Genomic DNA, 16,346 nt, shown 5'->3' with positions numbered 1-16,346 from the left:
CCGTCGGTGCGGCCGGACCGGCGGCGGGGCGCGCAGAGTGGGCGGGTGGATCGAACTACGACTGCCGCAGCGCTCCTGGTCACCGTGGCCGTTACGGCTCTCACCGGGTGCATGACCGTGCACGGGCCGGCGGTGCCCGCTTCGGGACCCGGTGCCTCGCCGTCGCATGCGGCGGCGGCCCGGCCGGACGGGAGTGTGCTGCCCCGGATGCGTGAGGAGCCCGGCCGGGAGACCCTGGAGCGCACCGGCCCCTCCCCCGGACCGGAGACATCGCGCCGCCCGGCGGCGGCCGCTCCGGCGCTGGAGCCGCGGCGGACGCCCGTCGTTCCCGCGCCCCGACGGACGCACCAGGAGCGCCCGCGTACCGGCACACCGCGCGTGCCCCGCGTGGTGCCGGGGTTCCCGAACGTGTGCGCCCTGGGCAAGAAATACGGCGGGTGGCCCAGGAACAGCCCCGAGTCGACGCTCTGCGAGCGGGCGTACGGGCACTGAGGTCCGGCTAGCTCTCCGGCCGCTGTCTCGGCGGGACCCAGCCGTCGCCCTGCGCGGGGCCGGTGTCGGGGAGGCGGAGTTCCAGGCGGGTGATCGCGGCCCGGACGCCGGTGCCGTAGCCGTCCTCGGGGAGGGTGTCCGCCGCGCGGCGGGCGCGGCGGAGGTGGGCGCGGGCGGCGTCCGCGCGGTCCAGCTTGAGGTAGTCCGCCGCGAGGTTGAGGTGCAGGGAGGGATAGAAGCCGCGCACACAGGCGGGGTCGGCGCCGGGGCGGCCGTCGGTCAGTTCGTCCGCCGCGGACAACGCCCTGAGGTCCCAGGCGAGTTCGTCCGCCGGGTCGTCCTGGGTGTCGGCCAGGTAGTGGGCGAGGGTGCAGCGGTGCAGGGGGTCGCCGGACTCCGCCGTCCGGGCCCACAGCTCCAGCAGCCGGCGCCGGGCCTCCTCGCGGTCGCCGCCGCGGTGCAGCATGACGATCTGCCCGATCCGGGTGAGCAGGGCATCGGGCGCCGTCTGCTCCTGTCGCTCCGCCACCGCGGCCTCCGCACCCGTCATCCGGCCGCTCGTCGGCCGTCCGCCCACGACGCTAACCGCAGCCGGCGGCGATAACGGGCAGGCGGCCCCGGGCGACCCGGTGAGACCGCCTGGCCGGTGCCGGTCAGCCCAGGTCGGGGATGCGCCAGTCGATCGGCTCGTGGCCCTGCGCGGCGACGGCCTCGTCGATCTGGGTGAAGGGCCGAGAGCCGAAGAACTTCTTCGCGGACAGCGGCGAGGGGTGCGCGCCCTTGACCACGACATGCCGGGTCTCGTCGATCAGCGGCAGCTTCTTCTGCGCGTAGTTGCCCCACAGCACGAAGACCGCCGGGTCGGGACGGGAGGCCACCGCGCTGATCACCGCGTCGGTGAACTTCTCCCAGCCCTTGCCCTTGTGCGAGTTGGCCTCGCCGGCGCGCACGGTCAGCACCGCGTTCAGCAGCAGGACGCCCTGCTCGGCCCAGGGCATCAGATAGCCGTTGTCCGGGACGGGCAGGTCCCGCTCCTGGTGCAGCTCCTTGTAGATGTTCCGCAGGGACGGCGGGGTCTTCACCCCGGGCCGGACCGAGAAGCACAGGCCATGCCCCTGACCCTCGCCGTGGTACGGGTCCTGGCCGAGGACGAGGACCTTGACCCGGTCGTAAGGCGTCGCGGCGAGCGCGGCGAAGACCTCCTCGCGCGGGGGGTAGACGGGGCCCCTCGCCCGCTCCTCCTCGACGAACTCGGTCAGCTCCTTGAAGTAGGGCTGCTGGAGCTCGTCGCCCAGAACGCCCTGCCAGGACTCGGGCAGCATGGCGATGTCGGTCACGTCAACGTCCTCACGATCCGTGGTCAGTTCCAGGCCTCAGAACCTACAGGCGACCACTGACAACGCGGGCGGCAGGCCGCTCACCAGCTGGTCTTGCGGTTCAGCTCCCACATCATCATGATCGTCGAGGGGTCGAGGGCCCGCTCGCCGCCGGCGATCTCCTGGCTCGCGGCGACGTACTGGCGGCCCTGCCACAGCGGGATCAGCCGGGCGTCGTCGACCATGATCCGCTGGGCGGCCGTCAGATCCTTCACCACGTCGGCCCGGTTCCCCTGCGCCCGCGAGCGGGGCAGCAGCTCGCCGGTGATCTTCTTGGTCACGTAGGGGGTGCCGAGGGCGTTGTGCTCGCCGACGAAGGGCGCGATGAAGTTGTCCGCGTCCGGGTAGTCCGGGAACCAGCCCCGGCCGAACACCGGGTACTCCCCCTTCTGATAGCCGGTCACATAGGTCTTCCACGGGCGGGTGCGCAGGGTGATCGTGAACAGCCCGGAGTCCTCCAGCTGCCGCTTCAGCTCCCGGAACATCACCGCGGTCTCGGAGCCGTAGCGGTCGGAGGTGTACCAGAAGGTGAGCGGGACCCGCTGGTCGATGCCCGCCTCGGCCAGGATCGCGCGCGCCTTGCCCTTGCTGGGCTCGCCGAAGTGGTCGAAGTAGGAGGTGGCGTGGCCGGTGAGTCCCTTGGGGACCATCGAGTACAGCGGTTCGACGGTGTCCCGGTACACCTTGTGGGCGATCGCGCCCCGGTCCACGATCTGAGCGACGGCCCTGCGCACGGCCGCGTTGCCGGCCCAGCGGTCCTTGGGGTTGAACACCAGGTAGCTGATGTCGGTGCCGGTGCCGTCGACCAGTTGCAGATCGGTCGACGACTGCTGCTGCAGGGCGAGGATGTCGGCGGCGGCGAGTCCCCGGTAGGTGACGTCGATCCGCTTGTCGCGCAGCGCCTCGACCATCGCGCCGGAGTCCTGGAAGTAGCGGATGGTGACCGCCCGGTTCTCCCGCTCGGCGAAGCCCTGGTACCGGTCGTTGCGCACCAGGACAGCCTGCTTGCCCTCGTCGTAGGACGCCAGCCGGTACGGGCCGGAGCCGCGCACGTTCTTGTCCGTGCGCAGCGAGCCCGCGGGGTACTCACGCGGGTCGACCAGCGACATGGCGGGGGTGGCGAGCACGAACGGGAAGGTGGCGTCGGGCTTCTTCAGATGGAAGACGATCTCCCGGGTGCCGTTCGTCTCCACCCGGTCGAGCCCCTCCAGCAGCCCGGCCGGGCCGGTCGGGGCGTTGATGGTGCGGATGCGGTCGATGGAGTGCTGGACGGCCCTGGCGTCCAGCGGGTCGCCGTCGGAGAACTTCAGGTCCGCGCGCAGCTCGCAGCGGTAGGTGAGGCTGGTGGAGTCGGTGAAGGCACAGCTCTCGGCGGCGTCCGGCTGCGGGGTGGTCGCGCCGTTCGGGTAGGCCAGGAGGGTCTGGTAGACGTTGCGGAAGAGTTCCCAGGAGCCGTCCCAGGCGCCCGCCGGGTCCAGGGTGCTCGGCGCGCTCGTCGTCCCCACCACGATCGGGCTGCTGTCGTCGGGGCCCGTGTCCGAGAGCAGGCCACAGCCGGGCAGCAGGGTGATGAGGGAGGTCAGGGACGCGGTCGCCGCGACCCTGCGCCGGACTCTGTTCCACTTGAACACGCGCTCGCTCCTCGATCCGCCGTACCAAGGTCGGCAGACCATACCGCAGCCCGAGACCTCCTGAACCTCCCCTGAAACATGGGTTGTTGAACGGTTATGGAGGACCAGGCCGTCATGGTCGCGGCCCGCGCGCGGAACGCGTACGGGCGCCGCTCCCCTCCATGGGGAACGGCGCCCGTGGTGACGCGGGGCCGGGAAGGGTCAGCCCACCCCGGCGTTGAGGAAGATGCCGCCGTCCACGACAAGCGTCTGACCAGTGACCCAGTCGGACTGCGCGGAGGTGAGGAAGGCCGCGGCCCCGCCGATGTCGGAGGGCACGCCGAGCCGGCCGAGCGGGTAGGCGGCGGCCGCCTCCTCCTCCCGGCCCTCGTACAGCGCCTCGGCGAACTTGGTCTTCACGAGCGCCGGCGCGATCGCGTTGACCCGCACCTTCGGCGCGAACTCGTGCGCGAGCTGCTGGGTCAGGTTGATCATCGCGGCCTTGCTCACGCCGTACGCGCCGATGAACGGCGAGGGCGCGATGCCGGCGACGGAGGCGATGTTGACGATCGCGCCGCCGTTCTCCCGCTGCCAGGCGTGCCAGGTCTTCTGGGCGAAGCCGAGCGCCGAGATCACATTGGTCTCGAACACCTTGCGGGCCACGTCCAGGTCGATGTCGGCGATGGGGCCGAAGACCGGGTTGGTGCCCGCGTTGTTGACCAGGTAGTCGACGCGGCCGAACGCCTCCATGGCGCGTTCGACGGCCTCGGCCTGGTGGGCGAGGTCGTGGGCCTTGCCGGCGACGCCGATGACGCGGTCGGCGCCGAGCCGCTCGGCGGCCTCCTTCAGCGCCTCCTCGTCGCGGCCGGTGATGACCACGCGGTCGCCGCGCGCCACCAGGGCCTCCGCGACGCCGTAGCCGATGCCCCGGCTGGCGCCCGTGACGAGCGCGGCCTTGCCGGAGAGTGCGGGAAGTTCAGTCATGTCCGTGTGCTCCAGGGTTCGTCGGGGTCCGGACCGGCCAGGGGCCTGTCCGACAATTCGCGTCGTCGCCCGGAGCGCGGCCGCGCGGCAGACGGGAATTGTCGGACAGGTCCTAGTCGAGCGGTCCGCCCGCGACGTACAGCACCTGGCCGGAGACGAAGCCGGCCGCCTCGCCGGTGAAGAAGGCGATGGCGTGGGCGATGTCCTCGGGCTCGCCGACACGCGCGACCGGGATCTGGGTGGCGGCGGCCTTCTTGAAGTCGTCGAAGCCCATGCCCACGCGGTCGGCGGTGGCCTTGGTCATCTCGGTGGCGATGAAGCCGGGGGCGACGGCGTTGGCGGTGATGCCGAACTTGCCCAGCTCGATGGCGAGGGTCTTGGTGAAGCCCTGCAGACCCGCCTTGGCGGCCGAGTAGTTGGCCTGGCCCCGGTTGCCGAGCGCGGAGGACGAGGACAGGTTGACGACCCGCCCGAAGCCCGCGTCCACCATGTGCTTCTGCACGGCCTTCGTCATCAGGAACGACCCGCGCAGGTGCACGCCGAGCACGGTGTCCCAGTCGGACACGCTCATCTTGAACAGCAGGTTGTCGCGGAGCACACCGGCGTTGTTGACCAGGATGGTCGGCGCGCCCAGCTCCTCCACGATCCGCGCGACGGCGGCCTCGACCTGCGCCTCGTCGGAGACGTCGGCGCCGACCGCGACGGCCCTGCCGCCCGCCGAGGTGATCTTCTCGACGGTGTCCTTGCAGGCGGCCTCGTCCAGGTCGATCACGGCGACCGCGTGACCCTCGGCGGCGAGCCTCACGGCGGTGGCGGCGCCGATTCCGCGCGCCCCGCCGGTGACTACCGCGACCCGCTGTGCAGTGGTGGACATTTGCTGCTTCTCCTCGCCCTTGAGAGAACCCGGCCGGTCCGGACCGGACCCGCCGTGCGGTGAGCGACCGCTTAGTACCTTCGGCACCCGTGACGCTAGAAGCCAGGGCACCCGGTGTCAACGGGACACCGGGCGGTGTGATCCATTACCTCACCAGGAGGTCGAGCAGACGCTCCGTCTCGGCCACCGGGTCGGCGGTCAGCCCGGTGTGCACGGGGCCGGGCCGTACGACGGTGGAACGGGGCGCGATCAGCCAGCGGAAACGCCGCCCGGCGTCGTCGCCGCCCGCCTGGCCGGCGTCCTCGCCGCCCGCGCAGACGCGCTCCACGGCACCGAGGGCGGCGCGCACCCCGGCGGCATCGGCCTCCGGGTCGAGCGCGAGCAGCCGGGCCTCGTCCAGATGGGTGCGGGCGCCGACGTAACCGCGTGCGCGGCAGTAGACGATCACGCCCGCGTTGATCCGCTCGCCGCGCTCGACGCGGGGGACGACCCGGAGCAGGGCGTACTCGTAGACATCGCGGTCACCGCCCTGCCCGGCCCGGATGATGTGGCGTTGGACCACGTCTCCGGCCATGTGGATGTGGTGCTCGCTCACTTGCTCTCCTTGAGGCCCTCGACGCGTTCGTGGACGGTGCCCGCGCGGGCGAGCAGCGGGCGCGCGTAGGCGCGGCGCAGGTCGTCGGGGGTGTCGAAGCCGGGCTCGTCGGCCAGCCAGGTGTCCGGGATCTGGGCGGTGACCTCGGCGAGCAGATCCTCGGTGACCTGGTGGGCGAGGTCGGCCGCGGCGGCGGTGACGTCGGGCGCGAAGCGGGCGAGGGCGTGGTCGGCGGCGTCGTAGGGCCGGGCGGCGGAGGCGTCGACGGCGGGCCAGTTGTGGTGCCAGATCATGGTGGCGCCGTGGTCGATGAGCCAGAGCCCGCCCCGGTGGACCAGGAGGTTGGGGTTGCGCCAGGAGCGGTCGACGTTGTTGACCAGCGCGTCGAACCAGACGATCCGGCCGGCCTCCTCGGGGTCCACGGGGAAGGCGAGAGGGTCGTAGCCGAGGGCGCCGGAGAGGAAGTCCATGCCGAGGTTGGCCCCGCCGCTGGCCCGAAGCAGGTCCTGGACCTGCCGTTCGGGCTCGCCGAGACCGAGCACGGGGTCGAGCTGGACGGTCACCAGTCCGGGCACCCGGAAGCCGAGGCGCCGGGCGAGTTCCCCGCAGACGACCTCCGCGACCAGGGTCTTGCGGCCCTGCCCGGCACCGGTGAACTTCAGGACGTAGGCGCCCAGATCGTCGCCCTCGACCAGTCCCGGCAGCGAACCGCCTTCCCGCAGGGGCGTGATGAAGCGGGTCGCGGTCACCTCTCTCAGCATGCCCTCAGGCTACCCACCCCCTGCTCAGAGCTGGGCCCGCACGCCGGGCTCGGAGCGGATGCCGGCGGGGGAGGCCGTGATCTCACCCTCAAGGGCCGACACCGCGGCGCCTCGGCGGAGGACGGGGAGCGGGGCGTCGGGCCACGCGTTGAAGGGGGAACACATGGGCCGCGATGACGCTGCCGACCAGTTTCTCCTCGCCCCCGAACCAGCCGACGGCGTCTCCTGCCAGCATCATCGTGCCGAGGGCGAAGGCGAAGTAGCCCAGCGGAAGTGACGCACCGATCGGGCGCAGCGTCACCCCGATGGTGGGTTCGAGACGTCCCGGGGGGGCGCGTCGGACCCTTCGCCCGGTGGTGTTGGTGAGGTAGGCGCGATGCGGCACGCCGACGTCGACACGGGCGAGAGCCTCCGACACGGCGTCGGCTGTCGCCGCCTGGAGGGGGCAGTGCGAGGCGATGTCCACGTCGAGGACCGTCGGGTCGCTGGCTCCCGCCGCGGGCGCCTTCGCACGGAGGGTGTCGAGAGCCGCGCGGGTGCCGCTGATCACGTCCTGGTCGGCCGCGTTGACGTTGGCGATCCACAGGGGCGCCGTCCTCGTGCTAAGTGTGTCGGGGAGTCGCCGATGGTGGGCGTATCCTCGGTGTTCGGCCCGGTGTACAGGTTGCCGTTCTCGTCCGCGCCGGACGCGCAGAGGAGTGCGACGTCCGGCCGCAGACCGATGACCATCCGCGCGTACAGCTCCACGTAGGTGTGGATGGCGCCGATGGACACGGTGCCGTCGGCGACGGGCCCGTGGCCGGCGCCACCGCGCGGTGCGCACACCCGGTGCGAGAAAAGCGGACGGGCAGACCTGGCTCAGCGACCGCGCCTAGGCGGCGAGCACGAGATACGGCTCGATCGTCTGATGACCCGAGAAGTAGACGGCGGTGTGCTGGGCGTTGACCGACGCGCCGGGTGGGCAGCCAGCGGCCGATCGTCCCCAGGGGCCCAGCGGCCGCCGACGAGGGTTCTGAACATCGTGCAGACCGGTCCGGACGCGAACATGGTCAGGGCCAAGATCGCCCAGGACTGCGGAAACGAGAGGCGCACGGCACAGGTGCAGGACCCCGGCCGGCCGGTCGGCGTGTGCGACGGGTGGCCGCGCCACGGGGAGCGCACTGACCCTCCACCCTCCTGCGAGCGGAGTCCAGGCTGACGCCGTGGTGATGCACCGGCTCGTCGATCTCATCCCCGACCCGACCGCTGGGCCCGCGTTGACGACGCCTGCCGTCGCACACCGTGGACGCATTACTGCGCGTCGTGTGGCGGGGTGTACGAGTGAGCGTCGCGAGGTGCGCGAGTGCGCGTGGCCGGCCGGCTCACGGCGCTGCCCGATGTCACCGGCGCCCCGTGGCCCTTCCCGAACCGGGCGCCGGCTGGAGCGAGGGCAGGGTGAGGTGCCACCAGTCGGCGAGGCGCGCGGGGATGGTCGCCGTGCCCTCCAGTGCCTCGGTGAGGACGCACAGCCCGAAGAAGGCGCGCACCAGAGCGCGGGCGGTGGGCGCGGGGCGGATGTGCGGAGCCAGGTGGCCCGTGGTGCGGGCCTGGGCGAGCAGGCGGGTGGCGGCGGTGGTCCACAGGGCGAAGGGGTTCGGCAGGGGCACGCTGATGATGTCCCGCTCCGCCCACAGACGGGCGCCCGCGCGGGTCATGGGGTCCTCGGCCAGCGCCTTGGCGATGTCGTAACTCAGCCCCATCAGGCGGTCCATGGGCGGCACGGCGTCGTTCGTGTACCGCTCCGCGAGTTCCGGCCAGGTGGCGAACCGGTCCTCGACGATGGCGAGGGCGACGCCCTCCTTGCTCGCGTAGTGGAAGTACACGGAGCCGCTCGTCCGCCCGGACCTGCCACTTATGTCGTTGACGCTGGTCCCCGCGTACCCCCGTTCGGCGAAGAGGGAGGCGGCCGCCTCCAGGAGTGATCGGCGCGTTGCCCTGGCCCGTTCCTGCAACGTCCCGTCCACCCTCGCTCTACGTCCCCGACGCCGAAGAATGTAGTGCGCCCGCGTGCGCCGGGGGCGACCGGCAACCAGACTCGCGCGGTAATTGCGCTTTTCTTTCGAGGATGAACGCGGGCGAGTGGTAAACGGGCCGCTCCGCCACCGTTTCGGTACTTGACCGGGGGGACGGCGGTCGGGGCCCGGCGGCGCCGACCGTCCCGCGAGCATGCCGCAACTGTGCTTTCGCACAAAGCCGTTGACGGTTCGGGCGCCCACTTGGGCACCCGGCTCCCCAGGGTGCGCATACACCCCGGAACCCCTCAGCGTCGATAACTCCATGTAGTTATTTCCTCGCTCTCCGTGTCCAAATAACGTAGCCACCACGATGTTTCCGTTTCCCGAGCTATGCCGGGAATGCCCGTTACAGGGAGGTCATGGTGTCCACCACGGGTCATCATCTGCTCGACTGGTCACCCAGGGCCGTCGTCTTCGACTGCGACGGCACCCTGATGGACAGTGAGCGCCACTGGCAGGAGGCCCGCGGCCGGGCCTTCCGGGGGTTCGGCCTGCAGGCCCCGCCCGGCTTCGCCGAACAGGCCAAAGGAGTGCACTACGCCGACTGCGGGCGGCTCATGGCCGAGTCGGTGCACAAGCCGGAACTGACCGCCGATCTGACGGCGGCGCTGCTCCAGAACTTCCTGGAGCTGGTCGCGGACGATCCCGTGACCATGCCCGGCGCCGTGGAACTCGTCCGGCTGCTCTCCGGCAGACTCCCGCTGGCGGTGGCGAGCAACTGCCCCGCGGAGGTGGTGGAGGCGAGCCTCGGCCGGGCGGGGCTGCGAGCCCACTTCGCGCACATCGTCGTCCCCTCGGCGGCACCGGCCGACGACACCGGCGCGGTCCGCCCCAAGCCGTGGCCGGACGTCTACGAGACCGCGGCCCGGCTGTGCGGGGTGGGCGCGGACGAGGCGCTGGCCGTCGAGGACTCGCTGACCGGCGTCGAGTCGGCCCGCCGCGCCCGGCTGCGGGTACTGGGCGTCGGCCCCCGGCCGCCCGGCGACGACGACCACCGGGCCGACCTGTGGGTACCGGCCCTGCACACCCCGGAGTTGCTGGCGTGGGTGCACAACTGGGCTTCCTTCCACGAGCGTTGACCGGCAGACGCGCCCTTACGCCGTCCTCATGCCCCGGCCGCGAGGATCGGGGGCGTCGCTGAACGGCAGGTTCCCCGGGGCCGTACCCCTGGATGGATCAAGAACGCTCACTCAGGCGGAAGGACGCCCCATGAACAGCGCATCGACCCGACCCACGGCCGGACCGGACCGGCGTACCGTGATCGCGGCGGCGGGAGCGGCCGGACTCACCGTGGCGCTGGCGGCCTGCGGTTCGGGAGACGGCGGTTCGGACGCGGCCGGCACCGGTTCCGCCGGGGACGCTCTCGCCAGGACCTCCGACATACCGGAGGGCGGCGGCAAGGTCTTCAAGGACAAGGGGGTGGTGGTCACCCAGCCGAGCGCGGGCACGTACAAGGCGTTCTCCTCGAAGTGCACCCACCAGGGCTGCTCGGTGGGCAGTGTCGCCGACGGGGTGATCGTCTGCCCGTGTCACAACAGCCACTTCTCGGTGACGGACGGCAGTGTCAAGCGAGGGCCCGCGACGGCACCGCTGCCCGAGGAGAAGATCACCGTGTCCGGCGACGAGATCAAACTGGCCTGAGCGGCGGGGGGGCCGCATGAGCGCCACTCAGCAGCGCCGGGGCCGGAAGATCATGATGACGTCCGGCGAACTGGACGAGTTCCTGACCCGTCAGCGCACCTGCCGGGTGGCGACCGTCTCGGCGGACGGCACCCCGCACGTGAGCGCGCTGTGGTTCGTGTGGGACGGCACCTCGCTGTGGCTCTACTCCGTGGTGCGCAGCAGGCGCTGGACCCAGCTGCGGCACGACGCGCGGGTCGCGGTGGTCGTCGACTCCGGTGAGGAGTACGACCAGTTGCGCGGGGCCGAGCTGTCCGGCCGGGTGGAGTTCGTGGGCGAGGTGCCCCGCACCGGGGAGCTGTGCGCCGAACTGGACACGGTGGAGACGCTGTTCGCTCGGAAGAACTTCGGCATGGACGAGTTGCCGCACGACGGCCGGCACGCCTGGGCCCGGCTGACCCCGGAGAAGGTGGTGTCCTGGGACTTCCGCAAGCTGGGCGGCCGTTGAGGCGGATCAGCCGAGCCGCGCGGCCGCCGTCCGCAGCGCGTCGACGGCGGCGCGGATGGAGGGACGGCGGTCGGCGTCCGCCCGCCACAGCACGTAGACGTGCCGCCGTACCCGCTGCTTGAGCGGGACCAGGACGACGCCGGGCGGTACCGGGTCCCGGCCGAGCAGCGGCGCGACGCACACCCCGAGCCCGGCTTCGACCAGCGCCAGCTGGGTGTGGGTCTCGCCCGCGCGGTGGCCGACGATGGGTTCGACGCCCTTGGAGCGCAGGGTGAACAGCAGCCACTCGTGGCAGAACTCGCCCTCGTCCCAGGTGATCCACTCGTCCCCGGCGAACTCCGCGAGGTCGGCCTCGTCCCGGCCGGCGAGGGGATGTCCGGCGGGCAGGGCGACCTCGACCGGGTCGTCCAGGAGAGGTTCCTTGACCAGGCCGCCGGGGAGGGGCATCGGCTTGTTGTACCAGTCGAGGACGACGGCCAGGTCCAGGTCCCCGCGCACGACTCCGGCGATGCCGAGTTCCGGCTCCAGCTCGCAGGAGCGCGGCCGCAGAGCGGGGTGCCGGGCGCGCAGGTCGGCGAGCGCGGCCGGGAACAGACCCCGGGCGGCGGTGGGGAACGCCGACATCCGCAGCTCCCCCACCACCTGCCCCCGGTGGGCCTCCAGATCGGACTGGGCCAGCTCGACCTGGGAGAGGATGCGGGCCGCGTGCTCGGACAGCAGGCGTCCGGCGTCCGTGAGCCGCACCCCGCGCCCGTTCTTGGCGAGGAGCCGCTGCCCCGCCTCCCGCTCCAGCTTGCCGAGCTGCTGCGAGACCGCCGACGTGGTCACGTGCAGTGCGTCGGCGGCGGCGCTGACCGAGCCGTGGCGGGCGAAGGCGTGCAGGGTGCGCAGGCGCTCCAGGTTCAACATATAAGCAATCCTAAACGGTACCGCGCTAGAATTCTCGATTGTGCTACGAAGTCACGTCCAGCATCGTTGACGGTATGAGCACGTTCACCCCTTCCCGGACCCAGTCCCCCACCGCCACCAAGGCCCCCGTGCGACCGCCCCGCACGCTCGACTGGCGGCTGCGCTTCGGCCTGCTGTCGCTGATCTGGGGCTTCAGCTTTCTGCTGATCAAGGTCGGTACGGGCGCCTATGCTCCCTTTCAAGTCACCCTGGGACGCCTGCTGTTCGGCACGATGGTGCTCGCGGTGGCCATGGCCGTGAAGCGGGAGCGGCTGCCGCGCGGAGCCCGTACCTGGGCCCATCTCGCGGTCGCCGCGTTCTTCCTCAACGCCCTGCCCTTCTCGCTGTTCGCGTTCGCCGAACTGACGATCCCGTCCACCCTGGCCGGGATCTGCAACGCCACCTCCCCGCTCTGGGGCATGGCGTTCTCCGTGGTCGCCCTCTCCGAGGACCGGCCGACCAGGGTCCGCGTCGCCGGCCTCGGCCTCGGCTTCCTCGGGGTGCTCACGGTCCTCGGTGCCTGGCAGGGCTTCCACGGCCTGGACGCCAGGGGCACGGCGCTGGCCCTGCTGGCCTCGCTGAGCTACCCGGTCGGCTGGATCTACGTACGGCGGACGCTGGCGGGCACCGACAACTCCCACCTGTCGATGACCGGCGCGCAGCTGCTCATCGCCACGGTCCAACTCGCCCTTGTCACTCCGCTGTTCACCTCGGTCCCGACCCGCTTCGCGGTGGGCCCGCTGCTGGCGGTCGCCGCACTGGGCGCCCTCGGCACCGGCGTGGCGACGCTCGTCCAGTACGGCCTGGTCGCCGAGGTCGGCCCGACCATGGCCCAGACGGTCACCTACTTCATCCCGGTGATCGCCACCGTGGCGGGGGTGACACTCCTCGGCGAGTCGCTGCGCTGGACAACCCCGGTTGGCGCGGTGATCGTCATCGTGGGCGCGGCACTGACCCAGGTCAGGCGCGGGGCCGCGTCAGCTGAGGCAGGGCCGACGGCAGCGGGGGCGCGTCCGCTGAGTACGGCCGATGACCGCGGGGGCGCGGCCGCTGAGTAGAACCGACGGCAGAGGAGGAGCCGGGCGCGCCGGGCACCCCTACCGGCAAGACCTCGACGCGAGAGCGACCTGGATGCGACACAGGCCTCGGGCGACGCGCGGAGCGGCGCCCGAGGGACAGAGCCGCCGCCTGAAGCCAGGCAGCTCACCCCACCAGGAACCACGCACACCCCGCCCCGGGGGCCACACGGGGCGCGAAGCACCCAGCCCGGTCCGGAGCCACTCCGTCGACCGGCACCGTCAGCCGCAGCGGCGGTCACGGACCCCGGCGCGAGGGGCACCCCGGGCACGAAGCACTCACCCCCCTGGGCGGCACCCTCGGCCGGAACGGCGGTCCGCCGCGCAGCGTGCGGCCGGAGAAGATCCGCCGGACAGCCGGAGGCTCCCTCACCCGTAGGACCGCGCCGGAGACGGCCGTACCGCCGCGGCCACCGCGTCCGCCAGAGGTTCGATGTCCGCCTCGGTCAGGGGGGAGACGGTGATGCGGACCGCAGGTGGTGAGTCCAGCCGGAAGCGGGCGCCGGGGGCCACGGCCCAGCCTGACTGGAGGAGCCGGGCCACCGCGCCGGTCTCGTCGGGCACCGGCACCCAGACGTTCATGCCGCTGCGGCCGCAGGCGGTGACCCCGCGTTCGCCGAGCGCGTCCAGCAGCCTCCGCCGGCGGGCGCTGTAGGCCGCCGGGACCTCCGGGCCCACCGCTTCGCCGGCCCAGAGCCGGGCGACGGCCCGTTGCAGCAGGAGGCTCACCCAGCCGGGGCCGAGACGCTGCCTTCCGCGCACCAGGTCGACGGTGCGGGCGTCCCCGGCGAGGACGGCGAGCCGTAGGTCGGGGCCGTAGGTCTTGGAGACGGAGCGGATGAAGGCCCAGTGCCGGGTGGCGCCGGCGAGGGGGTGCGCCGGGAGGTCGACGAAGCCGTGGCCGTGGTCGTCCTCGATCAGGACGGTGCCGGGATGCCCCCGCAGCACGGTCCGCAGCGCACGGGCGCGGGCGGTGCTCACCGAGGCGCCGGTGGGGTTCTGGGCGCGGGTGGTGACGAGCAGGGCGCGGGCCCCGGAGCGCAGGGCGGCGTCCAGCCGGTCGGGCAGCGGGCCCTCGTCGTCCACGCCCACCGGGACAGGGCGCAGTCCGAGCGCCGGGATCAGGTCCAGCGCGCTCCCCCAGCCGGGGTCCTCCACGGCGACCGTGTCACCGGGCCTCAGGTGGGCGGCGAGGACGCGCTCGATGGCGTCAAGGGAGCCGGAGGTGAGGGTGAGCGGCCCGGCGGGGACGCCGTCCGCGTCGAGTGCGGCGCGGGCGGCGCGGACGAGGTCCGGGTCGGCCGGGTCGTCGCCGTAGAGAGCCGGGGCACGGTCGGCGTGGGCGGCCGCGTACGCGAACGCAGGGGCGAGGGCGGGCAGCAGCGCGGGATCGGGGTTGCCGGTGGACAGGTCCCGCGCCCCCTCGGGCACGACGGGGCGCAGTTCGTCCCGGCCGGTGGTGGCGGGCTTGGGGCGGACCCTGCTGCCACGGCGGCCGGCGGTCTCGATCACCCCGCGCTCCCGCAGGGTGCGGTAGGCGGCCGCGACCGTGTTGGGATTCACCTCCAGCCGAGCGGCCAACTCCCGCATGGGCGGCAGCGGTTGTCCGGGCAGCAGCTCTCCGGAGCTGACCGCGTGTTCGACGCTGGCCGCGATCTCCGCCGCACCGCGCCCCTGAATCGGATACTCTTCTAGCACAAACATCATTATGCACTAGTGCAACTTGACAGTCCAGGAGGGACCGCCATGCAGGGAACCGGACAGGCAGCGCCGCGGACCGGCTACGCACCGACCGACCGCACCGTGCCCACCCGGTCCGCGGACCGCGCGTCCTACGACCGGGACGCGGTGCACGCGATCCTCGACGAGGGATACCTCTGCCACCTCGGCTTCGTCCGCGACGGCGCCCCGGTGGTGCTGCCGACGCTGTACGGCCGGGTAGGCGAGCGGCTGTACCTGCACGGGTCCACGGGTTCGCGCCCGCTGCGGATGGCCGGCGCCGCCGATCCGGGGCTCCCGGTGTGCCTGACGGTCACGCATGTCGACGGGCTGGTACTGGCCCGGTCCGCCTTCCACCACTCGGTCAACTACCGCTCGGTGGTGGTGCACGGGGTGGCGCGCGTGGTCACCGACCCCGAGGAGCGGCGGATCGCGCTGGACGCCCTGGTGGACCAGGTGGTGCCGGGCCGGTCGGCCGACTCCCGCCCCGCCAACCGCAAGGAACTGGCGGCGACCGCGGTGCTCCGGCTGGACCTGGAGGAGGTGTCGGCCAAGGTCCGCACCGGCGGCGTGATCGACGAGCCCGAGGACCTCACCCTGCCGTACTGGGCCGGAGTCGTCCCCGTACAGCGGACCTACACGGCCCCGCTCCCCGACGCCGACCTGGCACCCGGTACGGAACTCCCGGGCTACCTGGCGGAGTTGGCGAGCGGGGCCGGGGCTCAGGCGTCCACCGGGGCCTGACGGCCACCCGCGCGGGCCTCACCCAGGGCGAGCGCGGCGACGGCGGTGAGCATCAGCAGGGTGCCGGTCACCGTGGCGGCCGTGAGCCGCTCACCGAGCAGCGTCACCGCGAGGACGGCTGCGGTGACCGGCTCCAGCAGCATGATCACGGACACCGTGGCGGACCGTACGACGGCCGCGCCCGCGAAGTACAGGGCGTAGGCGAGGGCCGTGGGGACGGCGGCGAGGTAGCCGAGCAGGAGCAGCAGCAGCAGCGGGTGCGCGGTGTGCGGGAACACCCCCTCCAGCAGGGCGAACGGCAGCAGGCACACCGTGGTGACCGCGAAGGCGCCGATCGTGCTGCCGGTACCGCCCACGCGTCCCCGGTGCCGGGTGAGCAAGGTCATCGCGCTGTACCCGGCGGCCGCCACGAGCGCCCACAGCACGCCCGGGGTCCGTACGGTCGCCTCGGACCCGCCGAGGGTCAGCACCGCGAGCCCGGCGAGGGCGCCGGTGACGGCCAGGGCACCGGCGGCGCCGAGCGGTTCGCCCAGCAGGAAACGGGCGCCGAGGGCGATGAGCACGGGGCCCGCGCCCAGGGTGACGACGGTGGCGACGGCCAGTCCGGGGGCGTCCACGGCGACGAAGTAGGCGCTCTGGAACACGGCGAGGCCGACGCCGGTCACGACGGCGTGGGCCCTGCCTCCCGGGCGGCGGGGGCCGCCGGGCCGGACCTGGCGCACCGCGAGCAGCAGGACGAGTCCGGCCGCGCAGCGCCAGAAGGAGAGGGCGAACGGGCCCATGTCACCGCCCTGGTAGACCAGGGAGGCGACGGCGCCCGCGGTGCCCCAGGTGGCACCGGTGACGATCAGAAAGCACAGGCCACGCCCGACAGGCAGCCCGAAAGCAGTGCGCGACACAACGATCCTCCGCAGAAGCGCACCCGGAAGAGGGCGCGGAAGCTGGCAGGCGCCCCTGGCTGAACGCGGGGCGCGCGGACTTCATC

19 protein-coding genes and 1 pseudogene are annotated in these 16,346 nt (G+C 72.6%); 6 read left to right on the top strand and 14 right to left on the bottom strand.

Annotation, left to right across the window (positions count from 1 at the left end; translation table 11 throughout):
• Positions 1-207 precede the first annotated feature (207 nt).
• Positions 208-492: a hypothetical protein gene (locus ACFWN1_RS10135; protein ID WP_384359654.1), complete on the top strand. Its 285-nt coding sequence runs from the start codon at positions 208-210 to the stop codon at positions 490-492.
• Between the two features lie 7 nt (positions 493-499).
• On the opposite strand, the gene ACFWN1_RS10130 is transcribed toward ACFWN1_RS10135, so the two are convergent.
• The 11 genes and pseudogenes from ACFWN1_RS10130 to ACFWN1_RS10080 form a co-directional block, all read right to left on the bottom strand.
• Positions 500-1,021 carry a hypothetical protein gene (locus ACFWN1_RS10130; protein WP_384359653.1) on the bottom strand — a complete coding sequence of 174 codons (522 nt, stop codon included), beginning with the start codon at positions 1,019-1,021 and terminating at the stop codon, positions 500-502.
• A gap of 124 nt (positions 1,022-1,145) precedes the next feature.
• The gene (gene ung, locus ACFWN1_RS10125) at positions 1,146-1,829 is read right to left on the bottom strand and encodes a uracil-DNA glycosylase (protein ID WP_384359652.1); all 684 of its coding nucleotides are present in this window, start codon (positions 1,827-1,829) and stop codon (positions 1,146-1,148) included.
• An 80-nt stretch (positions 1,830-1,909) separates the two neighbouring features.
• Positions 1,910-3,499 carry an ABC transporter substrate-binding protein gene (locus ACFWN1_RS10120; RefSeq protein WP_384359651.1) on the bottom strand — a complete coding sequence of 530 codons (1,590 nt, stop codon included), beginning with the start codon at positions 3,497-3,499 and terminating at the stop codon, positions 1,910-1,912.
• 201 nt (positions 3,500-3,700) lie between these two features.
• Positions 3,701-4,462, bottom strand: a complete 762-nt coding sequence (locus tag ACFWN1_RS10115; protein WP_384359650.1) for an SDR family oxidoreductase — start codon at positions 4,460-4,462, stop codon at positions 3,701-3,703.
• Between the two features lie 112 nt (positions 4,463-4,574).
• Complete coding sequence (gene fabG / locus ACFWN1_RS10110; protein WP_384359649.1) at positions 4,575-5,336, bottom strand: 3-oxoacyl-ACP reductase FabG; 762 nt, start codon at positions 5,334-5,336, stop codon at positions 4,575-4,577.
• Between the two features lie 145 nt (positions 5,337-5,481).
• A complete protein-coding gene (locus tag ACFWN1_RS10105; RefSeq protein ID WP_384359648.1) occupies positions 5,482-5,931 on the bottom strand; it encodes a DUF3037 domain-containing protein in 450 nt (149 codons plus the stop codon).
• Positions 5,928-6,692, bottom strand: coding sequence for a HipA family kinase (locus ACFWN1_RS10100; protein ID WP_384359647.1), 765 nt, complete (start codon positions 6,690-6,692; stop codon positions 5,928-5,930). Before ACFWN1_RS10100 ends, ACFWN1_RS10105 begins: the two co-directional genes overlap by 4 nt.
• Before the next feature lie 88 nt (positions 6,693-6,780).
• Positions 6,781-7,242, bottom strand: a complete 462-nt coding sequence (locus ACFWN1_RS10095) for a hypothetical protein (protein WP_384359646.1) — start codon at positions 7,240-7,242, stop codon at positions 6,781-6,783.
• A complete protein-coding gene (locus tag ACFWN1_RS10090; protein WP_384359645.1) occupies positions 7,239-7,517 on the bottom strand; it encodes a malonate decarboxylase subunit alpha in 279 nt (92 codons plus the stop codon). Before ACFWN1_RS10090 ends, ACFWN1_RS10095 begins: the two co-directional genes overlap by 4 nt.
• 49 nt (positions 7,518-7,566) lie before the next feature.
• Positions 7,567-7,787: pseudogene (locus tag ACFWN1_RS10085) on the bottom strand (ABC transporter permease); the annotation flags it as partial.
• Between the two features lie 284 nt (positions 7,788-8,071).
• Positions 8,072-8,695 carry a ScbR family autoregulator-binding transcription factor gene (locus ACFWN1_RS10080; RefSeq protein ID WP_384359644.1) on the bottom strand — a complete coding sequence of 208 codons (624 nt, stop codon included), beginning with the start codon at positions 8,693-8,695 and terminating at the stop codon, positions 8,072-8,074.
• Between the two features lie 410 nt (positions 8,696-9,105).
• Here ACFWN1_RS10080 and ACFWN1_RS10075 point away from each other — a divergent pair, with 410 nt between their 5' ends.
• From ACFWN1_RS10075 to ACFWN1_RS10065, 3 genes are all read left to right on the top strand, one after another.
• Positions 9,106-9,825 carry an HAD family hydrolase gene (locus tag ACFWN1_RS10075; protein WP_384359643.1) on the top strand — a complete coding sequence of 240 codons (720 nt, stop codon included), beginning with the start codon at positions 9,106-9,108 and terminating at the stop codon, positions 9,823-9,825.
• Positions 9,826-9,955: 130 nt separating this feature from the next.
• Positions 9,956-10,387, top strand: a complete 432-nt coding sequence (locus ACFWN1_RS10070) for a Rieske 2Fe-2S domain-containing protein (RefSeq protein ID WP_384359642.1) — start codon at positions 9,956-9,958, stop codon at positions 10,385-10,387.
• A 16-nt stretch (positions 10,388-10,403) separates the two neighbouring features.
• Positions 10,404-10,874, top strand: coding sequence for a pyridoxamine 5'-phosphate oxidase family protein (locus ACFWN1_RS10065; RefSeq protein ID WP_384359641.1), 471 nt, complete (start codon positions 10,404-10,406; stop codon positions 10,872-10,874).
• A 6-nt stretch (positions 10,875-10,880) separates the two neighbouring features.
• Here the strand turns inward: ACFWN1_RS10065 and ACFWN1_RS10060 are convergent, their stop codons facing one another.
• Complete coding sequence (locus tag ACFWN1_RS10060; protein WP_384359640.1) at positions 10,881-11,783, bottom strand: LysR family transcriptional regulator; 903 nt, start codon at positions 11,781-11,783, stop codon at positions 10,881-10,883.
• Positions 11,784-11,857: 74 nt separating this feature from the next.
• Here ACFWN1_RS10060 and ACFWN1_RS10055 point away from each other — a divergent pair, with 74 nt between their 5' ends.
• Positions 11,858-12,880 (top strand): DMT family transporter, encoded by a 1,023-nt coding sequence (locus ACFWN1_RS10055; RefSeq protein WP_384359639.1) that lies wholly within the window; start codon positions 11,858-11,860, stop codon positions 12,878-12,880.
• Positions 12,881-13,267: 387 nt separating this feature from the next.
• Here the strand turns inward: ACFWN1_RS10055 and ACFWN1_RS10050 are convergent, their stop codons facing one another.
• On the bottom strand, positions 13,268-14,596 hold the full coding sequence (locus ACFWN1_RS10050; RefSeq protein WP_384359638.1) for an aminotransferase class I/II-fold pyridoxal phosphate-dependent enzyme: 1,329 nt from the start codon (positions 14,594-14,596) through the stop codon (positions 13,268-13,270).
• 48 nt (positions 14,597-14,644) lie between these two features.
• Here ACFWN1_RS10050 and ACFWN1_RS10045 point away from each other — a divergent pair, with 48 nt between their 5' ends.
• Positions 14,645-15,361, top strand: coding sequence for a pyridoxamine 5'-phosphate oxidase family protein (locus ACFWN1_RS10045; protein ID WP_384359637.1), 717 nt, complete (start codon positions 14,645-14,647; stop codon positions 15,359-15,361).
• Here ACFWN1_RS10045 and ACFWN1_RS10040 read toward each other — a convergent pair.
• Positions 15,340-16,260, bottom strand: a complete 921-nt coding sequence (locus tag ACFWN1_RS10040; protein ID WP_384359636.1) for a DMT family transporter — start codon at positions 16,258-16,260, stop codon at positions 15,340-15,342. The genes ACFWN1_RS10045 and ACFWN1_RS10040 overlap by 22 nt on opposite strands.
• Between the last annotated feature and the right edge of the window lie 86 nt (positions 16,261-16,346).

The sequence above is a fragment of the Streptomyces sp. NPDC058459 genome (assembly GCF_042721685.1).
Lineage (GTDB): Bacteria > Actinomycetota > Actinomycetes > Streptomycetales > Streptomycetaceae > Streptomyces.
The sequence above is the reverse complement of the archived record's forward strand: the minus strand, read 5'-3'. Positions and strand labels throughout refer to the sequence as shown.

Coding starts and splice junctions, on each gene's coding strand:
- ACFWN1_RS10135 (WP_384359654.1), top strand. CDS start 208: ATGCGTGAGGAGCCCGGCCGGGAGACCCTGGAGCGCACCGGCCCCTCC.
- ACFWN1_RS10115 (WP_384359650.1), bottom strand. CDS start 4,462: ATGACTGAACTTCCCGCACTCTCCGGCAAGGCCGCGCTCGTCACGGGC.
- fabG (WP_384359649.1), bottom strand. CDS start 5,336: ATGTCCACCACTGCACAGCGGGTCGCGGTAGTCACCGGCGGGGCGCGC.
- ACFWN1_RS10100 (WP_384359647.1), bottom strand. CDS start 6,692: ATGCTGAGAGAGGTGACCGCGACCCGCTTCATCACGCCCCTGCGGGAA.
- ACFWN1_RS10075 (WP_384359643.1), top strand. CDS start 9,106: ATGGTGTCCACCACGGGTCATCATCTGCTCGACTGGTCACCCAGGGCC.
- ACFWN1_RS10070 (WP_384359642.1), top strand. CDS start 9,956: ATGAACAGCGCATCGACCCGACCCACGGCCGGACCGGACCGGCGTACC.
- ACFWN1_RS10065 (WP_384359641.1), top strand. CDS start 10,404: ATGAGCGCCACTCAGCAGCGCCGGGGCCGGAAGATCATGATGACGTCC.
- ACFWN1_RS10060 (WP_384359640.1), bottom strand. CDS start 11,783: ATGTTGAACCTGGAGCGCCTGCGCACCCTGCACGCCTTCGCCCGCCAC.
- ACFWN1_RS10055 (WP_384359639.1), top strand. CDS start 11,858: ATGAGCACGTTCACCCCTTCCCGGACCCAGTCCCCCACCGCCACCAAG.
- ACFWN1_RS10045 (WP_384359637.1), top strand. CDS start 14,645: ATGCAGGGAACCGGACAGGCAGCGCCGCGGACCGGCTACGCACCGACC.